The sequence below is a fragment of the Paraburkholderia phenazinium genome, from assembly GCF_900100735.1.
Lineage (GTDB): Bacteria > Pseudomonadota > Gammaproteobacteria > Burkholderiales > Burkholderiaceae > Paraburkholderia > Paraburkholderia phenazinia.
The window spans coordinates 1-16,489 of the sequence record NZ_FNCJ01000013.1 but is presented as its reverse complement, the minus strand read 5'-3'; the positions used below and the strand labels follow the sequence as shown (position 1 = coordinate 16,489).

Here is a 16,489-nt window from a genome sequence, read left to right as displayed (position 1 = left end):
ACCGCCGCGGGGCCACCGCGTGGCGGTCGGTGCCGAATGATCACGAGCGCGTAATCGGCGTCTCCACGCGCGCTGCTGCACCGGCATCCATATAACGAGCCAGTTCGAGCTTTGCGATGGCGTTGCGATGCACCTCATCCGGGCCGTCGGCGAAGCGCAGCGTGCGCGCCGAGGTGTAGGCATAGGCGAGCGGAAAGTCTTCGCTCAGACCGGCTGCACCGTGCGCCTGCATGGCCCAATCGATCACCTGGCAGGCCATGTTCGGCGCCACCACCTTGATCATCGCAATCTCGCCACGCGCGCCCTTATTGCCGACCGTGTCCATCATGTACGCGGTCTTGAGCGTCAGCAGCCGCGCCTGTTCGATCATGCAGCGCGCTTCGGCGATACGCTCCAGCGTGACGCCTTGGGCCGCGACAGGCTTGCCGAATGCCACACGTTGCAGCGAGCGCTTCGCCATCAGTTCGAGCGCGCGCTCGGCTAGCCCGATCAGGCGCATGCAGTGGTGAATTCGGCCCGGTCCGAGGCGGCCCTGGGCGATCTCGAAGCCGCGGCCTTCGCCCAGCAGCATGTTGGACGCCGGCACGCGCACGTTTTCGAGCGTGATCTCCATGTGCCCGTGCGGCGCGTCGTCGTAGCCGAACACGGTCAACGGCCGATGCACCGTGATGCCGGTAGCGTCGGCCGGGACAAGGATCATCGATTGCTGCTGGTGGCGCGGCGCGTCGGGGTCCGTCTTGCCCATCACGATATACACCTTGCAGCGCGGGTCGCCCGCGCCCGACGACCACCACTTGTGGCCGTTGATCACATAGTCGTCGCCATCGCGCACGATGCTGGTCTGGATGTTGGTCGCGTCGGACGAGGCCACTTCCGGCTCGGTCATCAGGAATGCCGAGCGAATCTGGCCTTGCAGAAGCGGTTCGAGCCACTCGCGCTTGTTCTCCGCGCTGCCGTAGCGCTCGATGGTCTCCATATTGCCGGTGTCGGGCGCATTGCAATTGAACACCTCCGGCGCCCAGGGCACGCGTCCCATGATCTCGCAGAGCGGCGCGTATTCGAGGTTCGTCAGGCCGGCACCGCGTGCGGAGTCGGGCAGGAACAGATTCCATAGGCCGGCGTCGCGCGCTTTCTGCTTCAACTGCTCGATCAGTTCGGTCGGCAACCAGGCGTTACCGTTCGCGCGGTTGCGCGCGATTTCGTCGGCGAAAGCCCTCTCGTTCGGATAAATGTGTTCGTCGAAGAAGGCGAGCAGTTTCTCGCGCAGTGCCTGAACCTTCAGGGTGTAATCGAAATTCATGTGAAACCTCGCGGATGACGGGGGTGTCGGTTAGCGCACTTTCTGCGCGTAGCGCCAGGCGAGCTCCGCCATGGGCCTTGCGCGCCGGCCTGCATCGAGCGCCTGGGCGCTCGCCGCGGTGCCGTCGACGACGCGTTTCATGATGCCTTGCAGGATCGCCGCAATCCGGAACATGTTGTAGGCCAGATAGAAGTTCCAGTCGCCGTGAATTTCGAGGCCAGTGCGCGCGCAGTAGCGCACCACATACTGCGCTTCGTCGGGGATGCCGAGCGCGGCCCAGTCGAGCCCTGCAATGCCGCGGAACTGCGCCGGATCGACGTGCCAAGCCATGCAGTGATAGGCGAAGTCGGCGAGCGGGTCGCCGAGCGTCGACAGCTCCCAGTCGAGCACGGCCAGCACGCGCGGCTCATGCGGATGGAAGATCAGGTTGTCGAGCCGGTAGTCGCCGTGGACGATCGAGACGCGCGCGCCGGTCTCATCCGGCATATGCTGCGGCAGCCATTCGATCAGGCGTGTCATGGCTTCGATCGGTTCGGTTTCGGAGGCGAGATACTGCTTGCTCCAGCGGCCGATCTGCCGCGCGAAGTAATTGCCCGGCTTGCCGTAGTCGGCGAGACCGATCGCGGCCACATCGACGCTATGCAGCGCCGCGATCACGCGGTTCATCTCGTCGTAGATGGCGCCGCGTTCATTGGGCGTCATGCCGGGCAGTGACTGATCCCACAGCACGCGGCCCTCGACGAACTCCATCACGTAGAACGCACGGCCGACCACGCTTTCGTCCTCGCACAGCGCGAGCATCTGCGCGACCGGCACATCCGTGCCGGCGAGCGCATGCATGACGCGGTACTCGCGCTCGATCGCGTGCGCGGACGGCAGCAGTTTCGCCGTGGGTCCGGGCTTGGCACGCATCACGTAGGTACGCGACGGCGTAATCAGCTTGAAGGTGGGATTCGACTGGCCGCCCGCGAACTGCTCGACGGTGAGCGGCCCGGCAAAGCCGTCTACATGCTGTGCCAGCCATGCAGCGAGCGCGTCGCTGTCGAAGCGTTGCCGCTCGGTAACCGGACGCGTGCCCTCGAATGCAGAGTAGTCCGGTTTGTGCTCAGGTTCGCCCGTCTTCGTGGCTTCGCCCATTGTCTCCTCCAGTTGAGTGTTCGCTACGCCTCGCGCTTGTATTGAAGGAACTGGGCGTAGAGCATTTCCATTGTCGTGTTCCGCACGTCGCGATGCAGCGGCGACGGCGGGGAGTAGTTGAGCATGCGCAGCACCCAGTCGTGCGGAGCGTCGCCTACGTCCAGCGCATTGATGCAGCCGGTGGCTTGAGACAGATGGCCGAAGAAGGTGCGGCCGCCTGCCGTGACGGCGTGCGAGAGGAGGGCGCGATTCACGCCGCCATGCAGGACCAGCAGCACGGTGTCCCACGACGGATCCTCGCGCAGTGTCGCAAGCGCTGGCAGCACACGGTCGAACAGCTCGCCGATCGTCTCGCCGCCAAGAAAGCGTGTGCTCTCGGGGACCACGCCATCGAATACGCTGAGGAACGCCGCTTCGATGTCGGTGGCCGGGATATCGCTCAGTTTGCCGCCGCGAATCTCTTGCCACGCAGATTCGACTTCGAGATCGATGTGCTGATGGGTTTCGGCCAGCACGCGCTGTGCGGTTTCGACGGTGCGTGGCAAGCCGCTGACGATCACCCGATCGAAACGAATCTGGTGGGCAGCGAACGCATGTCCGGCGGCGCTCGCCTGGTCGCGGCCGTGGGCGTTCAGCGGCACCGTTTCGGGGTCGATGGCGCGCCCGCTGGCGTCGAAGTACGTCACGTCGCCATGGCGCATCAGGTAGATGCGGCGCCGCTTCGGCAGTTGGTATTCAGGCATGTCGGTCTCGCTGGCTCGCTCGCGGGTTGGGCTCACTTGTATTTGGGGGCACGCTTTTCGAGGAACGCGGTGATGCCTTCGAGCGCGTCGCCGTGATGCAGCGAAGCGACGAAGTTGTCGCGTTCGGCCACCAGATGATCGGTGAGCGGCTGCGTGCCGGCCGCGGCGATCAAGCTTTTGATGCGGGCTGTGGCGTTCGGCGAAATCTTGCCGAGATCGTCGGCCCAGGCGATGGCGGTCTCACGCACCGTGCCGGGTTTGGCGAGCCGGTTGATCACGCCGAGTTCGTGGAGGCGTGCGGCGCCGATCGGTTTGCCTTCGAGCAGGACTTCAGTGGCGAGCTGGCGGGGCAGCGCCTGGGCAAGGAACCACGAGCCGCCGCCATCCGGCGTCAGGCCGACGCGCGCGTATGACATCACGAACTTCGCATCGTCGGCGGCGACCAGCAGGTCGCACGCCAGCGCCAGCGAAAAGCCCGCGCCGGCCGCAGCGCCTTCGACTGCTGCGATCACTGGCTTCGACGACGAACGCAGGGCCGCGATCCATTCGCCCAGCAGGTCGATGCTTTGTGCCTGCACAGAAGGATCTTTCGCGCGATTCTCCAGCAGCCGGTTCAGGTTGCCACCGGCGCAGAAGAACTGGTCCGCACCCGTGATAACCACGGCGCGTACCGATGGGTCGCGCTCGGCGCTGTCGAGCGCCTCGATGCCCGCCGCGTACATGTCGGGATGCAGGGCGTTGCGCGCACCGGGGTTAGAGAGCGTCAGGACGAGTGTCGATTCGCTTTCAGCGGGGCGCGAGGTGAGCAGTTCGGCGCTCATGACTGGCTCTCCGGCTGTGCATCGATAGCATCTGCTGCATCGCCCTGGGTCAGCGACAGACCCAGTTGCGCACGCCGCGCGAGCCACGGCGACGGACGATAGCGCGGGTCGCCCAGCACGCTGAACATGTTGCGCAGAATCGTGAGAATGGTTTGCGCGCCGAGTGCGTCGCCGAGCGCGAGCGGGCCGCGCGGATAGCCGAGACCGAGCGTGACTGCGAGGTCGATGTCTTCGGGCGTGGCAATCTGCTTCTGCGCGATATCGCAGCCGATGTTGACGATCGTCGCCACCACGCGCTGCGCCACGAAACCGGTCGAATCGCGGATCACGGTTACGGGAATGCCGTCGGCGGCCAGCAACGCGTGCGCGGTGTCGCGTGCGCTACGGGTCGTAGCAGGTGTGGTCATCAAGGTGCGGCGTTGCGCGGCGACGAGCGGGAACAGTGTGTCTACGGCAACGACGCGGCGCGCATCGAGACCTTCGTCGACGGCAGCCGTGGTCGCATCGTGACCAAACGGTGTGACGAGGATGAGCGAGTCTGCGGCCGGTGTGTCGCCTTCATCGAGCGCGACACCGGTCTTGGCGATCAGTTGCAGCAAAGCTTCGCTTGCTTCGGGGTAGCGCTTGCTGACCCACACGCGCGTGGGCAATTCCGTCGGCGCGGGCGCTTCTTCAGGCACTTGCTGCTTGCCGTCGTCGTAGCGATAAAAACCTTCGCCCGTCTTGCGGCCGATCAGGCCACCCGCGAGCCGCGTGCCGGTAATCGGCGACGGCGTGAAGCGCGGCTCTTCGTAGAACTGGTGATAGATCGATTCCATCACCGGATGCGATACATCGAGCGCAGTCAGGTCGAGCAGTTCGAACGGCCCGAGGCGAAAGCCCGCCTGCTCGCGCATGATGCGGTCGATCTCAACGAAGCTCGCGACACCTTCGCCCGCTACGCGCAGGCCCTCGGTATTCATGCCGCGGCCGGCGTGATTGACGATGAAGCCCGGCATATCCTTCGCGCGCACCGGTGTGTGGCCCATGCGGCGCGCGAGCGCCATCAGCGCATCGCCGGCGGCGGGGTCGCTGCGCAAGCCGTCGATTACTTCGACGACCTTCATGAGCGGTACCGGATTGAAGAAGTGATAGCCGACCACGCGCGACGGGTCGGTGCAGCCCGCCGCAATCGCCGTGATCGACAGCGACGAGGTATTCGACGCCAGCACGCAACGGCCGCTGACGACGGTTTCCAGTTCGCGAAAGAGATTACGCTTGACGTCGAGCTTTTCGACAATGGCCTCGACCACCAGATCGCAGTCCGCGAGATCGCCGACGGTTTGTGCGCCGGTGACGTTGGCGAGCGCCGCGAGCGAGCGGGCCTGGTCGAGCTTGCCTTTGGCGGTGAGCTTGGCGAAGGTCTCGGCGAGGTAGTCGCGCGCCGCACCGACGGCGGCCGGATTGGTGTCGTACAAACGGACCGTCAGGCCCGCTAGCGCCGCGATCTGTGCGATGCCGCGCCCCATCGCGCCTGTTCCGACAATGCCGATAGTCTCGATGCTGTAATTGCGAGAGGTCATTGGGTTACTCGACTCCATGGTTATTTTAGAATAGCACGATCGTGCAATTTACTGGATGATTGATACAAAGGCCGCCGGTTCGATTTCAATGAGCGGTTCCGACCACCAGTCAGAAGGAGACACCCGATGATCAAACTGTGCGGCTTTGCGCTGTCTAACTACTACAACAAAGTCAAATTCGTGCTGCTCGAACATGGCATTCCGTTCGAGGAGTCCTTCGTGATGACGAGCCAGGAAGAGTCGCTGCTCATGCACTCGCCGCTCGGCAAGGTGCCGTTCATTCAGACCGAGCAGGGCGACCTGTGCGAATCGCAGGCGATCGTCGAGTACCTGCACGCGCGCTTTCCCGAGAAGGGGATTTTTTCCGCCGATCGGTGGGAAGCCGCCAAAGAGCGCGAGCTGATTACGTTCGTCGACCTTCACCTGGAACTGGTGGCGCGCGATCTCTACAAGGAAGCCTTTTTCGGCGGCACGGTGACCGATGCGACCAAAGGACGGGTGGAAAAGCTGCTGACGCGTCATATCACTGGCTTCAAGCGGCTCGCGAAGTTTGACCCGTTTCTGCGCGGGGCCAAATTCGGTGCGGCTGATATAGCTGCGTTCGTGAGCCTGCCGCTGGTCGGCATGGCGACGCAGACCATCTACGGCCGCGACTTTCTGCTCGATGCCGGCGTGGACTGGAAGCGTTATGTGAAGGTGATCGGCGAACGGCCCGCGGCACAGCGCGTGACGGCGGATCGCAAGGCTTATATCGCGGCAACGGCGAAGGCGTGAGGGGCTGGTGCAGCTCGAATTGCCTCGTTCGTCCGATAGGCCTGAACGGCTTGCACCCCTTCCGTAAGGCAGCGGCGCGTAAGCGCGCGCCGCTGCCGCTTGCGATGGCGCAGAACGCAGTTTCGTTCGCGGCATCGCGGGTATCATCCTAGAGGCGCGCCAGCCGGTCGAGCGCGGTGGCGAGCGTGCTTTCCTGCTTCGCGAAGCAGAAGCGCACCACACCTGAGTTATGCGACTCGTGATAGAACGCCGACACCGGAATCGCCGCCACGCCGATTTCGCCGGTCAGCCATTGCGCGAACTCGGCTTCGGGCAGGTCGCTGATAGCCGAATAGTCGACGCACTGGAAGTAAGTGCCAGTGCACGGCAGCAGCTTGAAGCGCGTGTTGGCGAGGCCGGCACGGAAGAAATCGCGTTTCTTCTGATAGAAGGCGGGCAGGTCCAGATACGGCGCCGGGTCGCGCATGTACTCGGCGAGCCCGACCTGCATCGGCGTGTTCACCGTGAACACGTTGAACTGATGGACCTTGCGGAATTCGGCGGTGAGCGCAGCGGGCGCGGCCACGTAGCCCACCTTCCAGCCCGTTACGTGATAGGTCTTGCCGAAGCTCGACGCCACGAAGCTGCGTTGCGCAAGCTCCGGATAGCGCGCGACGCTCTCGTGCGGCGCGCCGTCGTACACCATGTGCTCGTAGACCTCATCCGACAAAATCAGCACGTTGGTGCCGCGGACGATTTCTTCGAGCTTGCGCATGTCCTCGGCGCGCCAGACTGTGCCGGTCGGATTGTGCGGCGTGTTGATCAGCAACAGGCGGGTTTTCGGCGTGATCGCGGCGGCGAGCTTGTCGAACGGGATCTGGTACTCAGGCGCTTCCAGCGTGACGAACACCGGCTTGCCGCCCGCCAGCTCGATTGAGGGCACGTAGCTGTCGTAGTTCGGCTCGATCACGATTACTTCGTCGCCCGGGTGCACCGTGCACAGAATCGCGGTCAGAAGCGCCTGGGTGGCCCCCGCCGTAACGGTGATTTCGCTGTTCGCGTCATAGCGGCGGCCGTACAGGCTGGCGATCTTGTCCGCGATGGCCTGGCGCAGCGGCGCCGCGCCTGCCATTGGCGGGTACTGGTTGTGGCCGTCACGCATGGCCGTTGCCACCGCATCGACGATCCGCGGATCGCAACCGAAGTCCGGAAAGCCCTGGCCGAGGTTCACGGCCCCTTTTTCCGCGGCGAGCGCGCTCATCACAGTGAAAATGGTGGTGCCCACGTCCGGCAGACGGGACGGAAACGATGGGATCATCGGCGTGTCGTGCGGTGCATTCATGGCGCTATCGGTGCTTAGGCGGTGGTCTTGAAGACAGGGTGAAGCTCGATTGTAGGGAATCGGCGCGCAACGCGCGCGTCAGGCCGGCGCGGGCTCCTCGGCTTGCAGCGCGCAGGCGGCCACGAACGGCGCCGGCTGGGCGATCTGGAAATCGAAGTCGCGGGCGATGCGGCGCGCCAGTTTCAGCACCGCGCGGTCCTTCGACACCAGCCAGTCGGCTTGCGCGGCGTGGGCCAGTTCAAGGAACTTCTGGTCGTCGCGGTCCTTGCACTTCGGCAGCGGGCGTGCATTGTCGGCCGGCGTCTCCGCGGGCGTGGGCTGCGGTTCGACCCGTTGCGCGAGGCGCGTCACCGTGGCCAGCGCTGCCGACTTGTCGACCTCGCGTTTGGCGAACTGCGGATAGTCGAGCACGTAGGTGAGTTCCGCGAGACAGCGGGCGTCGATCAACGCTACGAGCGCGCCGCTCTCGAGGGCGGCGCGGATGGGCCGCGTGTGCGGATCGTCGAATACGAGGATGTCGATCCATACGTTCGAATCGAGGACCACGCGCAGTGCGGGTGCGGCAGGGGAGGCGGGCATTCGTTACAATCTGGCTTTCGTCATTAACGCCAGGCACGGCGTGCCTGCAAGCCTCTATGATAATCGTTCTGTCGCCGGCGAAATCGCTCGACTACGAAACCCCTCCGCACGTCAAGAAACATACGATCCCCGATTTTGTCGATGACGCCGCCGAATTGATCGGTGGATTGCGCCGCCTGTCGCCGCAGCAGATCGGCACGCTGATGAGCATTTCCGATCCGCTCGCCCAGCTCAACTTCCAGCGTTACGCCGAGTGGTCGCCCAAGTTCGACACCAGCAATGCGAAGCAGGCGGTGCTGGCGTTCAACGGCGACGTGTATGAAGGATTCGACGCGAAGAGCCTGTCGTCAGCCGATCTCGACTTCGCGCAAAAGCACGTGCGCGTGCTGTCGGGCCTGTACGGGCTGCTGCGTCCGCTCGATCTGCTGCAACCATACCGGCTCGAAATGGGGACGCGCTTTGCCAATGCGCGCGGCAAGGATCTGTACGCGTTCTGGGGCGAGCGCATCACGCAGGCACTGAATGCGCAATTAAAGAAGAACGCGAGCGCTGCGCGGGTGCTGGTCAACTGCGCATCGGGTGAGTACTTCAAGTCGGTCAAGCCGAAATTGCTCGACGCGCCGGTGATTACGCCGGTGTTCGAAGACTGGAAGGGCGGACGCTACAAGATCATTAGCTTCCACGCGAAGCGCGCCCGTGGCCTGATGGCGCGCTATGCGGTCGAGAACCGCCTTGATGCGCCGGAGCAGTTGCAGGGCTTCGATAGCGAGGGCTATGCGTTCGACGCCGAGGCATCGAACGATTCGACTTACGTATTCCGCCGGCGTATTGCCGAGTGAGCGCCAGATGAGCGCTGATTCGAGCGGGCAAGCGAAACGTACCGTACCGACTGCAATGGGCACCTAAGCCGGGAAAAACATCATGACACTATCCATTACGAGCAACTTCGACGCAGGCGCGATCGAAGTCCTTTCCTGCGAGCAGGCCGACAACATCCGTCTGCGCGTGCGGCCCGACAGCCACGCCGAGTTTGCACAGTGGTTCTACTTCCGCCTGTCCGGCGCGCAGGGCGAGCGTTGCGTGATGACTTTCGAGAACGCCGCGGACTGTGCGTTCGCGGAAGGCTGGCGCGACTATCAGGCGGCCGCGAGCTACGACCGCGTAAACTGGTTCCGCGTGCCGACCTCGTACGACGGCCGGGTGCTGACGATCGACCACACGCCCGACTTCGACCGTATCTACTACGCGTACTTCGAGCCGTATAGCGAAGAGCGTCACTCGGAGTTTCTGGGCGCCGTGCAGCAGATGCCGCAGGCGTCGCTGACCGAACTCGGCCTCAGCGTCGAAGGCCGGCCGATGTCCTTGCTCACGCTCGGCACGCCGCAAACCGGTGAGACGCCGAAAAAGAAGATCTGGATCATCGCGCGTCAGCATCCGGGCGAGACAATGGCGGAATGGTTCGTCGAAGGCATGGTGAAGCGCCTCGCCGGTTGGGGTGATTGGGCGGGCGACCCGGTCGCGCGTAAGCTCTACGACCACGCGGTGTTCTACATCGTGCCGAACATGAATCCCGATGGCAGCGTGCACGGCAATCTGCGTACCAATGCCGCCGGCGCGAATCTGAATCGCGAGTGGATGGAGCCCGATGCGGCACGCAGCCCCGAAGTGCTGCTGGTGCGCGACGCCATTCATGCGACCGGCTGCGATCTGTTCTTCGACATTCACGGCGACGAGGCGCTGCCGTATGTGTTCGTGGCGGGCTCGGAAATGTTGCCGGGTTTTACGGAGCGCCAGGGCGAGGAGCAGAAGGCGTTTATCGAGGCCTTCAAACACGCGAGTCCCGACTTCCAGGACAAGTATGGCTACGCAGCGAGCAAATATCGCGAAGATGCGCTGAAGCTGGCGTCGAAATACATCGGCAATGAATTCGGTTGTCTGTCGCTGACGCTCGAAATGCCGTTCAAGGACAACGCGAATCTGCCGGATGAGCGGGTAGGCTGGAATGGCGAGCGCAGTGCATCGCTGGGCGCTGCGATGCTGCAGGCAATCTTGCGGCATGTGGAGAGGTTCGCCTGACGCGGCTAATGCTGGTGCAGCGGCGTTGGGTCGCTCACGAGCATTCGCCGTAACGGTTTTCGTAGCAACAAAAAGCGAGGCATGTGCGTTGAGCGCATGCCTCGCTTTGCTTTTGTCTGAGCGTTTGGATCGGCCGGCGTTCCGGTGGCCGGCATTCCGGTGGCCGGCATTCCGGTGGCCGGCATTCCGGTGGCGGGCGTTCCGGCGGGCACCCGAGCGCCGGCCGCCGCAACTGCGTCCTCGCGCGCTAATGCGTCAAGGCGTCACTGCGGCTTCTTCGCCGACGTCTTCTTCGCCGACGCTTTTTGGCTGCTCGATTTACTGGATGACGACTTGCTCGAGGTGGCTTTCTTCGAACTCTTGCCGGGCGACTTCTTGGTAGCTGATTTGTTGCCGGTGGAGTGCTTGCCCTTGACTCCTTTGTGTTTGCCTTTGACGGACGACGGCTCGGCGCGCGGTTTGGCTGGCGGCACCGGATCGTTCCAGCTAAACGCGAGCATCTGGTTGCCCACATAGCCACAGCGGAATTTCAGGTCGGCCGGATCGCCACTGCCGTCCTGGCGTACGCCAAGCCCTTCCACAGTGACGATGTTGTCGACCTTGACCTTCTGTTTGCCTTCGTCGAACGAGTCGTTCCACGGCGTGACCGAAGAGTGCGCGCTATCGAAGGAGCTGGGTGGGAATTCGACGTGGTCGAAAGCGGTGGAGGTGCTGGCGACAAAATTGCCATGCGCGGCGCAATCCGCTACAAGCGGGTCGGCATGCATGTCGTTGACGAATTTATCGACGAGTTCGTTGTGCTGTTCGAGCTGATCGGCGAATGCGGGAGCGGCACACATGAGCGAGGCACTCGCTGCACATGCCGCTAACCGGCCGACCACCCGCAGCAATCGGCGCGGTACGTTGGTGCGATCCATCTAGTTCGGTAGACGCTATTGAGACATCAGGCACGTAAGATGCCCAACGACTGGAAGGAGTTCAATCCTGACACAAATATTTTGCCCTGTCGTGGTACGCAGTCTCGAATTACGCGTGCGCGATGCGGACTGATTGCCGCCTGGCGTTGCTGGCGCGCCGGGGCCGCCTCGTCTAGATGCGTGGGCCGCCTAGCCGGTAACGGCGCACGTCGTATGTCGTGACCCATGCCGGCCGGTAGACGGCGATCAGCGCCGTGGACATGCCGGTGAACCATGCCTCGCCAGTCGCCAGCAGAAACACACTGAACGCATAACCGACGGGTACGACGGTCATCGAGCCACCGGAGATGGCGATATGGGTGCCCACCGCAGCACCTGCCGTAAGCGCGACCGCGATGGCGGGGGAGACAAAGCCCTGGCCGAAGATGAACATGAACAGGTTGCGCGGCAACCACGCTATGCAGGCGCGCTGCAGCAAGGCGGAGATGCCAACTGGCAATGCACCGTAGATGACGAAGGTGAGCGCGATGCCCTGCCATGGAGCATCGAACACGACCGCCGCAAGCCCAGTGACCGCGGCCATGGCGATGAGGGCGAGCCCCCAGTCGAACAGCGTGACCACGAGCGTTGCGCCGAGCAGATGCATCACCGTGCCGTCGTCGAGCCATGCATTGCTGGCCCAGAGCACCGAGACGGCAACGATGATCGCCAGCCAGACGTGTTGAAGGGTCGCGTCTTGCAGTCGTTTGAAAGGGTTTTTCCACAGCGCGAGCGCGAGCAGCAGCGCGGTGGCGACCCAGCCACCGACAGCGACCCATAGCGGAAGCGGTGTGTAGAGGAAACCCATAAATCTCATATTACTCGTTGGATGGAAAAAGGTGTGAGCGGATTCCATGCCAGCGGTGACTGAGGGCGGATTTCCTGTCGGCGGTCAAACCCTCCCGTCGAACGGGCCGGCAAGCGGCCAGCAGCGAGCGGCCTTGCGCCCGGCTCACTCCGGTTCGGTTGATTCGTCCGGGACCGGTTCGCCGAATGGCGTCGTTGGTTCTGCCGCCATCAGTTGCTCTTGCGTGGCGTCGTTTGCCGGCAACGGGTACGCGAACGGCGGCTGGTTGCGGCGGCGCAGCGGAACGGCGCCCTGCTCACCCATCACCGGTCGCGGCGGGTTGTTTTGATCGGTGCGCAGCACTTCGAGCTGGGCCGACAGCCAGCCGTTATAGAGGGCGACGGCGGCGGCGCGATTAGGGGCGCCGAGTTGCTGGAAGATGCTAGCCAGGTGGATCTTGACGGTACCTTCGCTGATGCCGAGCGTGCGGGCGATCATCTTGTTCGTGCTGCCCATGTGGACGCAGCGCATGATCTGCTCCTGACGCGGCGACAGGCCGCTCGCGAGCCGGGCCCGCTTGGGCGGTGGGTTGACGACAACCTCCGGTTCGCGCGGGACGGGTTCGGGCGGCGGCGGAGGCGGCAGCGCCAGCGCGCCCGCTGGAACGTAGTGGCCGCCAAGCAGGACGATTTCGAGTGCCCGCACAATGAGGCGCGGGTCCGTGTCCCGCGGGACGACACCGAGCACCCCTTTGTCGAGCAGGTCGCACACGCATTCGGGTGAGGTGTCGCCCGTGAGCACGGCGATCCGCAGGCCGGGGTGTTCGGCGAGCAAGCGGAGGATGGCGGCCGAGGACATCCAGTCCTGCCAATCGATCACTAGCAGATCCGGCGTTTGCCGGCGCAGCGCGCGGTCAATCTGGCGCCAGTCTTGTGCTTCATTAAAACGCGCCTGGCGGTCGATTTGCCGCAGCAGTGCCTTGAGTCCGTCGCGTCGTTCCGCGTCCGAGTTGAGAACCGAGAATCGCATGCCATGCCTCCAGATGAATCGATCGTGATGGCGCGATGCTAGCGAGCGGCAGAGGAAGCCGGTTTGATTGCGATGCGCCACCAGCGTCATGATGACAAATTCCTTGCGTTTTGACGGCCTGGCCGGATGGCATAAGACAAGTGACATGCCTGGACCCCCGACGCCCGGCCGTGCGGAAACGCAAACGGCCCAATCAGCGTAAGCCGATTGGGCCGTAGAGGTCTGGCGGGCGGTCTCGCCGCCCAGGCCTGCTAGGGTGCAGGGCCGTGGCCGGCAAGACCGCCGCAGGGCGTATCAGTGGAAATGCGGTTGTGCGGGTTCGGCGTCTTCCGGCATTTCCGCATGGACGATTTCGCCGAGCGGGTCGGCGTATAGCGGCACGCCGCAATCATCGCAATATTCAGGCTCGAAGCGGCCCGCATGACGCCGGATATCGGTCACGCCGGTTTCCTTCAGCAGTGCGACGATTTCTTCGAGCGGGCCGTTGACGGCGCTGGTCTCTTGCGGTTCTTCATCAATGCCCGATTCGCCGTTCTCCCGGCCATACAGGGGCCAGACGACGCCATAGATCACCTCGTTGCTGCCGCGGCGCGTGAAGCCGACGCGATATTCGTCGATCCGGCGCTCGCCGAAACCCGCGACGACCGCACGCAGGTCGCCCGGCGCGGCGCTGATGGTGTCGAACAGGTAGCGTACTGCGGTGCGCACGGTATGCGGGCGCACGCGTTCATCGGCGTCCCGGCAGGCCGAGTAGTAGGCGTCCGGCAGCAGGCACTCGAATTCGCAGCCGGGCAAAGCCAGTGACAGATTGGCGCCACCCTGGCTGGCCCACTGCTCGAGGCATTGGCCGCGTTCGATGCGGTTGCCGTGCTCCTCTTCCTGCCAGCGGAACACTGGCGCGCCGAGGGGGGCCGCGACCACCGCCAGCAGGAAGCGCGGGTCGGCCAGAATCGGCGAGGTCTCAGGAAGTTCGCCGAAGTTGATTTTCGCCGTGCCGCCGCCGAGCGCGGCCTGCGCAAGTTGCTGCGCGATGCGCCAGGTTTCGACGTGATGGCGCGGCAACTGGTCAATGCTGTACAGGAACGGCGCCATCGCCACGCGGGTATCGGCGGCGAGGACGTGTGCCTGCAGATGGGCGCGCAAAGCGTCCGCGGCGTCGCTCTTCAGCGGGCCGGAGGGGATCGCGTAGCGGGTCCAGGCCAGCACGGGCGCGGCGATCAGCAATGCCTCATGCGGCACGCCGTCGTGCTCGACGATGAACGATTCGCTATGCGTTTCCGCCATGTCGGCGAGCGCACCGTAGGCATCCGGATGATTCTGCTGAAGATGGTCCAGCGCCGCATCCAGGGTTGTCTGGTTGGCGTTGCGGACGATCTTGGCCAGCAGCGCATCGAGCTTCGCTTCCCAGAAGCGGTCTTCGGTGCGGCTGCCCGACGCGAATAGCGCGAGCGAGAGACCGACAAGCTTGTCGGCATCGGGGGGGAGACGTTTGGCGATTCGCGAGCGCATAAATCCAGAAATGGGGTGCACAGAACCGTATATTCTAGTCTTTTCTGTGCCGCCCCATGAATTGCGCGTGATGCTGGATGAATCGGGCTGTCCGCGGCATGGCGCAGGCGTGGTCGAGGGGGCCTTGGCGGCGCGCTATATGCCGATCGGCGGGTTGACGTGGACCACCTGATTGACCCAAGGTAGGGGCTGCTGCGCGACGGACTTCCATATAGGCGACCTCCAGCACTGCGTCAATGAGCGCGGGCGTTGGCGTCGTTGTGGTCTGAAACAATCGAGGGGATTCATAGTGAAATCGGACCAATTGATCGAGCGGCTTGCCGCTGTGTTTGCATTGATCGTGCTGGTGGGCGGCTCGTTACTGGTGCTGGCGCCATTCACCACGGCGTTGCTGTGGGGGGCGATTCTCAGCTATAGCTCGTGGGGGCTGTATCGCAGGCTGACCACGCTGGTCGGCGGCCGGCGCAAGCTGGCGGCATTGCTGATCGTCTTCATTATCCTGATTGTGGTTCTTGGGCCGTTCGTTTACGCGGGGTTCGCTTTCGGCGCGCATGCGCATGAGATCGTCGCGCTGGTGCAAAAGCTATTTGAAGATGGGTTGCCGGAGCTGCCGGACTGGGTTGGGCGGATACCGCTGGTGGGTCCGAATATCGAGGCTTTCTGGGCGCATCTGACGAGCGGCAACTCGGAGTTGATCGCGCAGATGCGAACCTTGGCGGCGCCGGCCGGCAAGTGGATTCTGGCTGCAGCCATTGCGGTGACACACGGATTGGGGTTGCTTGCGCTCAGTATTGTGCTGGCGTTCTTCTTCTATACAGGAGGCGAGGGCGCCGCGGCATGGTTGAACGCCGGGATGCGCCGCATCACTGGCGAGCGCGCCGATTATCTGTTGGCGCTGGCAGGCAATACCGTGCGCGGCGTCGTCTACGGCATTCTCGGTACCGCGCTGGTGCAGGGGGTGCTGGCTGGCTTCGGTTGCTGGATTGCCGGCGTGCCGGCGCCTGCGTTGCTTGGCTTGGCGACTTTTTTCCTTTCCGTGGTGCCGGGCGGTCCGGTGATTGTCTGGTTGCCCGCGGCAATCTGGCTTTACCACGGTGGCGCGACGGGCTGGGCGATCTTCCTGGTGATCTGGGGTGTGGTCGCGGTGGGTATGTCGGACAACGTGATCAAGCCGATCTTGATCGGCAAGAGCAGCGACATGCCGTTGATTCTGGTGATGCTGGGGATTCTTGGCGGCGCGTTCGCGTTTGGCTTCCTTGGCGTATTTATTGGACCGACGTTGCTGGCCGTTGCCTACACCGTTTTGCATGACTGGACGATCGGTTCTTCGACTGCTCGAAGCTTGACGCCGGAGGTCGAAGCAACGCCTGTAGACGACGCGCGACCGGTTCAAAAGGCACCTTGAAATAAATTCCCGATAGGGCTTGCAAGCTGCAGGTCGGCTCGCTAGAATCTCGTTCTTTCGCGTTCCGGAAAACGGAGCGCGGAGAAGCGGGAGAGCCAGCAGTGGCAAGGCTTTCGGCGAAGTGGGCAGGTTCAGGAAGTTGAAAAAACCTGTTGACGGCGTAGCGAAAGTTCTTCATAATCTCGTTTCTCTGCTGCTGATGCAGCGACGCAGAACGAAGCGGTGCCGGGTAGGTGAAGTTGGTGCGGTTTCGGTGGTGAGTGCGTAATCGATCTTTAAAAATTAACAGCCGATAAGTGTGGGCGCTTGATGGCGACGCGATGATGGATTCTTCGGAGTCTGTCGACAAGCGAAAGTATCAAGTCTCACACAGTAATGAAAGGAAGGTTTTCCTGTCTCTGGACAGGTTAATCATTCGTCAGTACGTTGAGTGAGCGACCGGTTGGTAAAACAACCGAAAACAGTAACAGGAATTGAACTGAAGAGTTTG

General features: G+C 63.4%; 15 protein-coding genes. 4 read left to right on the top strand and 11 right to left on the bottom strand.

Annotated features, from left to right (window positions below; translation table 11 throughout):
* Positions 1-40: 40 nt before the first annotated feature.
* Genes BLQ92_RS25255 through BLQ92_RS25235 form a run of 5 tightly spaced genes read right to left on the bottom strand, consistent with a single transcriptional unit; the run spans position 41 to position 5,563 of the window.
* Positions 41-1,300: an acyl-CoA dehydrogenase family protein gene (locus tag BLQ92_RS25255; protein ID WP_090687925.1), complete on the bottom strand. Its 1,260-nt coding sequence runs from the start codon at positions 1,298-1,300 to the stop codon at positions 41-43.
* Positions 1,301-1,330: 30 nt separating this feature from the next.
* Positions 1,331-2,437: a phosphotransferase gene (locus BLQ92_RS25250; protein ID WP_090687922.1), complete on the bottom strand. Its 1,107-nt coding sequence runs from the start codon at positions 2,435-2,437 to the stop codon at positions 1,331-1,333.
* Positions 2,438-2,460: 23 nt separating this feature from the next.
* Positions 2,461-3,180, bottom strand: coding sequence for a histidine phosphatase family protein (locus tag BLQ92_RS25245; protein ID WP_090687919.1), 720 nt, complete (start codon positions 3,178-3,180; stop codon positions 2,461-2,463).
* 32 nt (positions 3,181-3,212) lie between these two features.
* Positions 3,213-4,001 (bottom strand): oxepin-CoA hydrolase, alternative type, encoded by a 789-nt coding sequence (locus BLQ92_RS25240; protein ID WP_090687916.1) that lies wholly within the window; start codon positions 3,999-4,001, stop codon positions 3,213-3,215.
* Positions 3,998-5,563, bottom strand: a complete 1,566-nt coding sequence (locus BLQ92_RS25235; protein WP_090687911.1) for a 3-hydroxyacyl-CoA dehydrogenase — start codon at positions 5,561-5,563, stop codon at positions 3,998-4,000. Before BLQ92_RS25235 ends, BLQ92_RS25240 begins: the two co-directional genes overlap by 4 nt.
* A gap of 126 nt (positions 5,564-5,689) precedes the next feature.
* Between BLQ92_RS25235 and BLQ92_RS25230 the strand changes: the two genes are divergently transcribed.
* Positions 5,690-6,337: a glutathione S-transferase family protein gene (locus BLQ92_RS25230; protein ID WP_090687908.1), complete on the top strand. Its 648-nt coding sequence runs from the start codon at positions 5,690-5,692 to the stop codon at positions 6,335-6,337.
* A gap of 148 nt (positions 6,338-6,485) precedes the next feature.
* On the opposite strand, the gene BLQ92_RS25225 is transcribed toward BLQ92_RS25230, so the two are convergent.
* Together BLQ92_RS25225 and BLQ92_RS25220 are read right to left on the bottom strand one after the other, a co-directional pair.
* Entirely contained in the window at positions 6,486-7,658 is a 1,173-nt protein-coding gene (locus tag BLQ92_RS25225; RefSeq protein WP_090687905.1) for a pyridoxal phosphate-dependent aminotransferase, read from the bottom strand.
* A gap of 78 nt (positions 7,659-7,736) precedes the next feature.
* Positions 7,737-8,237: a putative toxin-antitoxin system toxin component, PIN family gene (locus BLQ92_RS25220; RefSeq protein WP_090687902.1), complete on the bottom strand. Its 501-nt coding sequence runs from the start codon at positions 8,235-8,237 to the stop codon at positions 7,737-7,739.
* 56 nt (positions 8,238-8,293) lie between these two features.
* On the opposite strand from BLQ92_RS25220, the gene yaaA reads away from it, so the two are divergent.
* Entirely contained in the window at positions 8,294-9,076 is a 783-nt protein-coding gene (gene yaaA, locus BLQ92_RS25215; protein ID WP_090687898.1) for a peroxide stress protein YaaA, read from the top strand.
* Positions 9,077-9,158: 82 nt separating this feature from the next.
* Positions 9,159-10,313 (top strand): M14 family metallopeptidase, encoded by a 1,155-nt coding sequence (locus tag BLQ92_RS25210; RefSeq protein ID WP_090687894.1) that lies wholly within the window; start codon positions 9,159-9,161, stop codon positions 10,311-10,313.
* A gap of 263 nt (positions 10,314-10,576) precedes the next feature.
* Here BLQ92_RS25210 and BLQ92_RS25205 read toward each other — a convergent pair whose 3' ends face one another.
* The 4 genes from BLQ92_RS25205 to BLQ92_RS25190 all read right to left on the bottom strand — a co-directional run bounded on the left by BLQ92_RS25205 (position 10,577) and on the right by BLQ92_RS25190 (position 14,594).
* Complete coding sequence (locus BLQ92_RS25205) at positions 10,577-11,230, bottom strand: BspC domain-containing protein (protein WP_090687890.1); 654 nt, start codon at positions 11,228-11,230, stop codon at positions 10,577-10,579.
* 172 nt (positions 11,231-11,402) lie between these two features.
* Positions 11,403-12,077, bottom strand: a complete 675-nt coding sequence (locus BLQ92_RS25200; protein ID WP_090687887.1) for an energy-coupling factor ABC transporter permease — start codon at positions 12,075-12,077, stop codon at positions 11,403-11,405.
* Between the two features lie 144 nt (positions 12,078-12,221).
* On the bottom strand, positions 12,222-13,085 hold the full coding sequence (locus BLQ92_RS25195; RefSeq protein WP_090688517.1) for a LuxR family transcriptional regulator: 864 nt from the start codon (positions 13,083-13,085) through the stop codon (positions 12,222-12,224).
* Between the two features lie 294 nt (positions 13,086-13,379).
* Positions 13,380-14,594, bottom strand: coding sequence for a DUF2863 family protein (locus BLQ92_RS25190; protein WP_090687883.1), 1,215 nt, complete (start codon positions 14,592-14,594; stop codon positions 13,380-13,382).
* Between the two features lie 289 nt (positions 14,595-14,883).
* On the opposite strand from BLQ92_RS25190, the gene BLQ92_RS25185 reads away from it, so the two are divergent.
* A complete protein-coding gene (locus BLQ92_RS25185) occupies positions 14,884-15,999 on the top strand; it encodes an AI-2E family transporter (RefSeq protein ID WP_090687879.1) in 1,116 nt (371 codons plus the stop codon).
* The last annotated feature ends 490 nt before the right edge of the window (positions 16,000-16,489 follow it).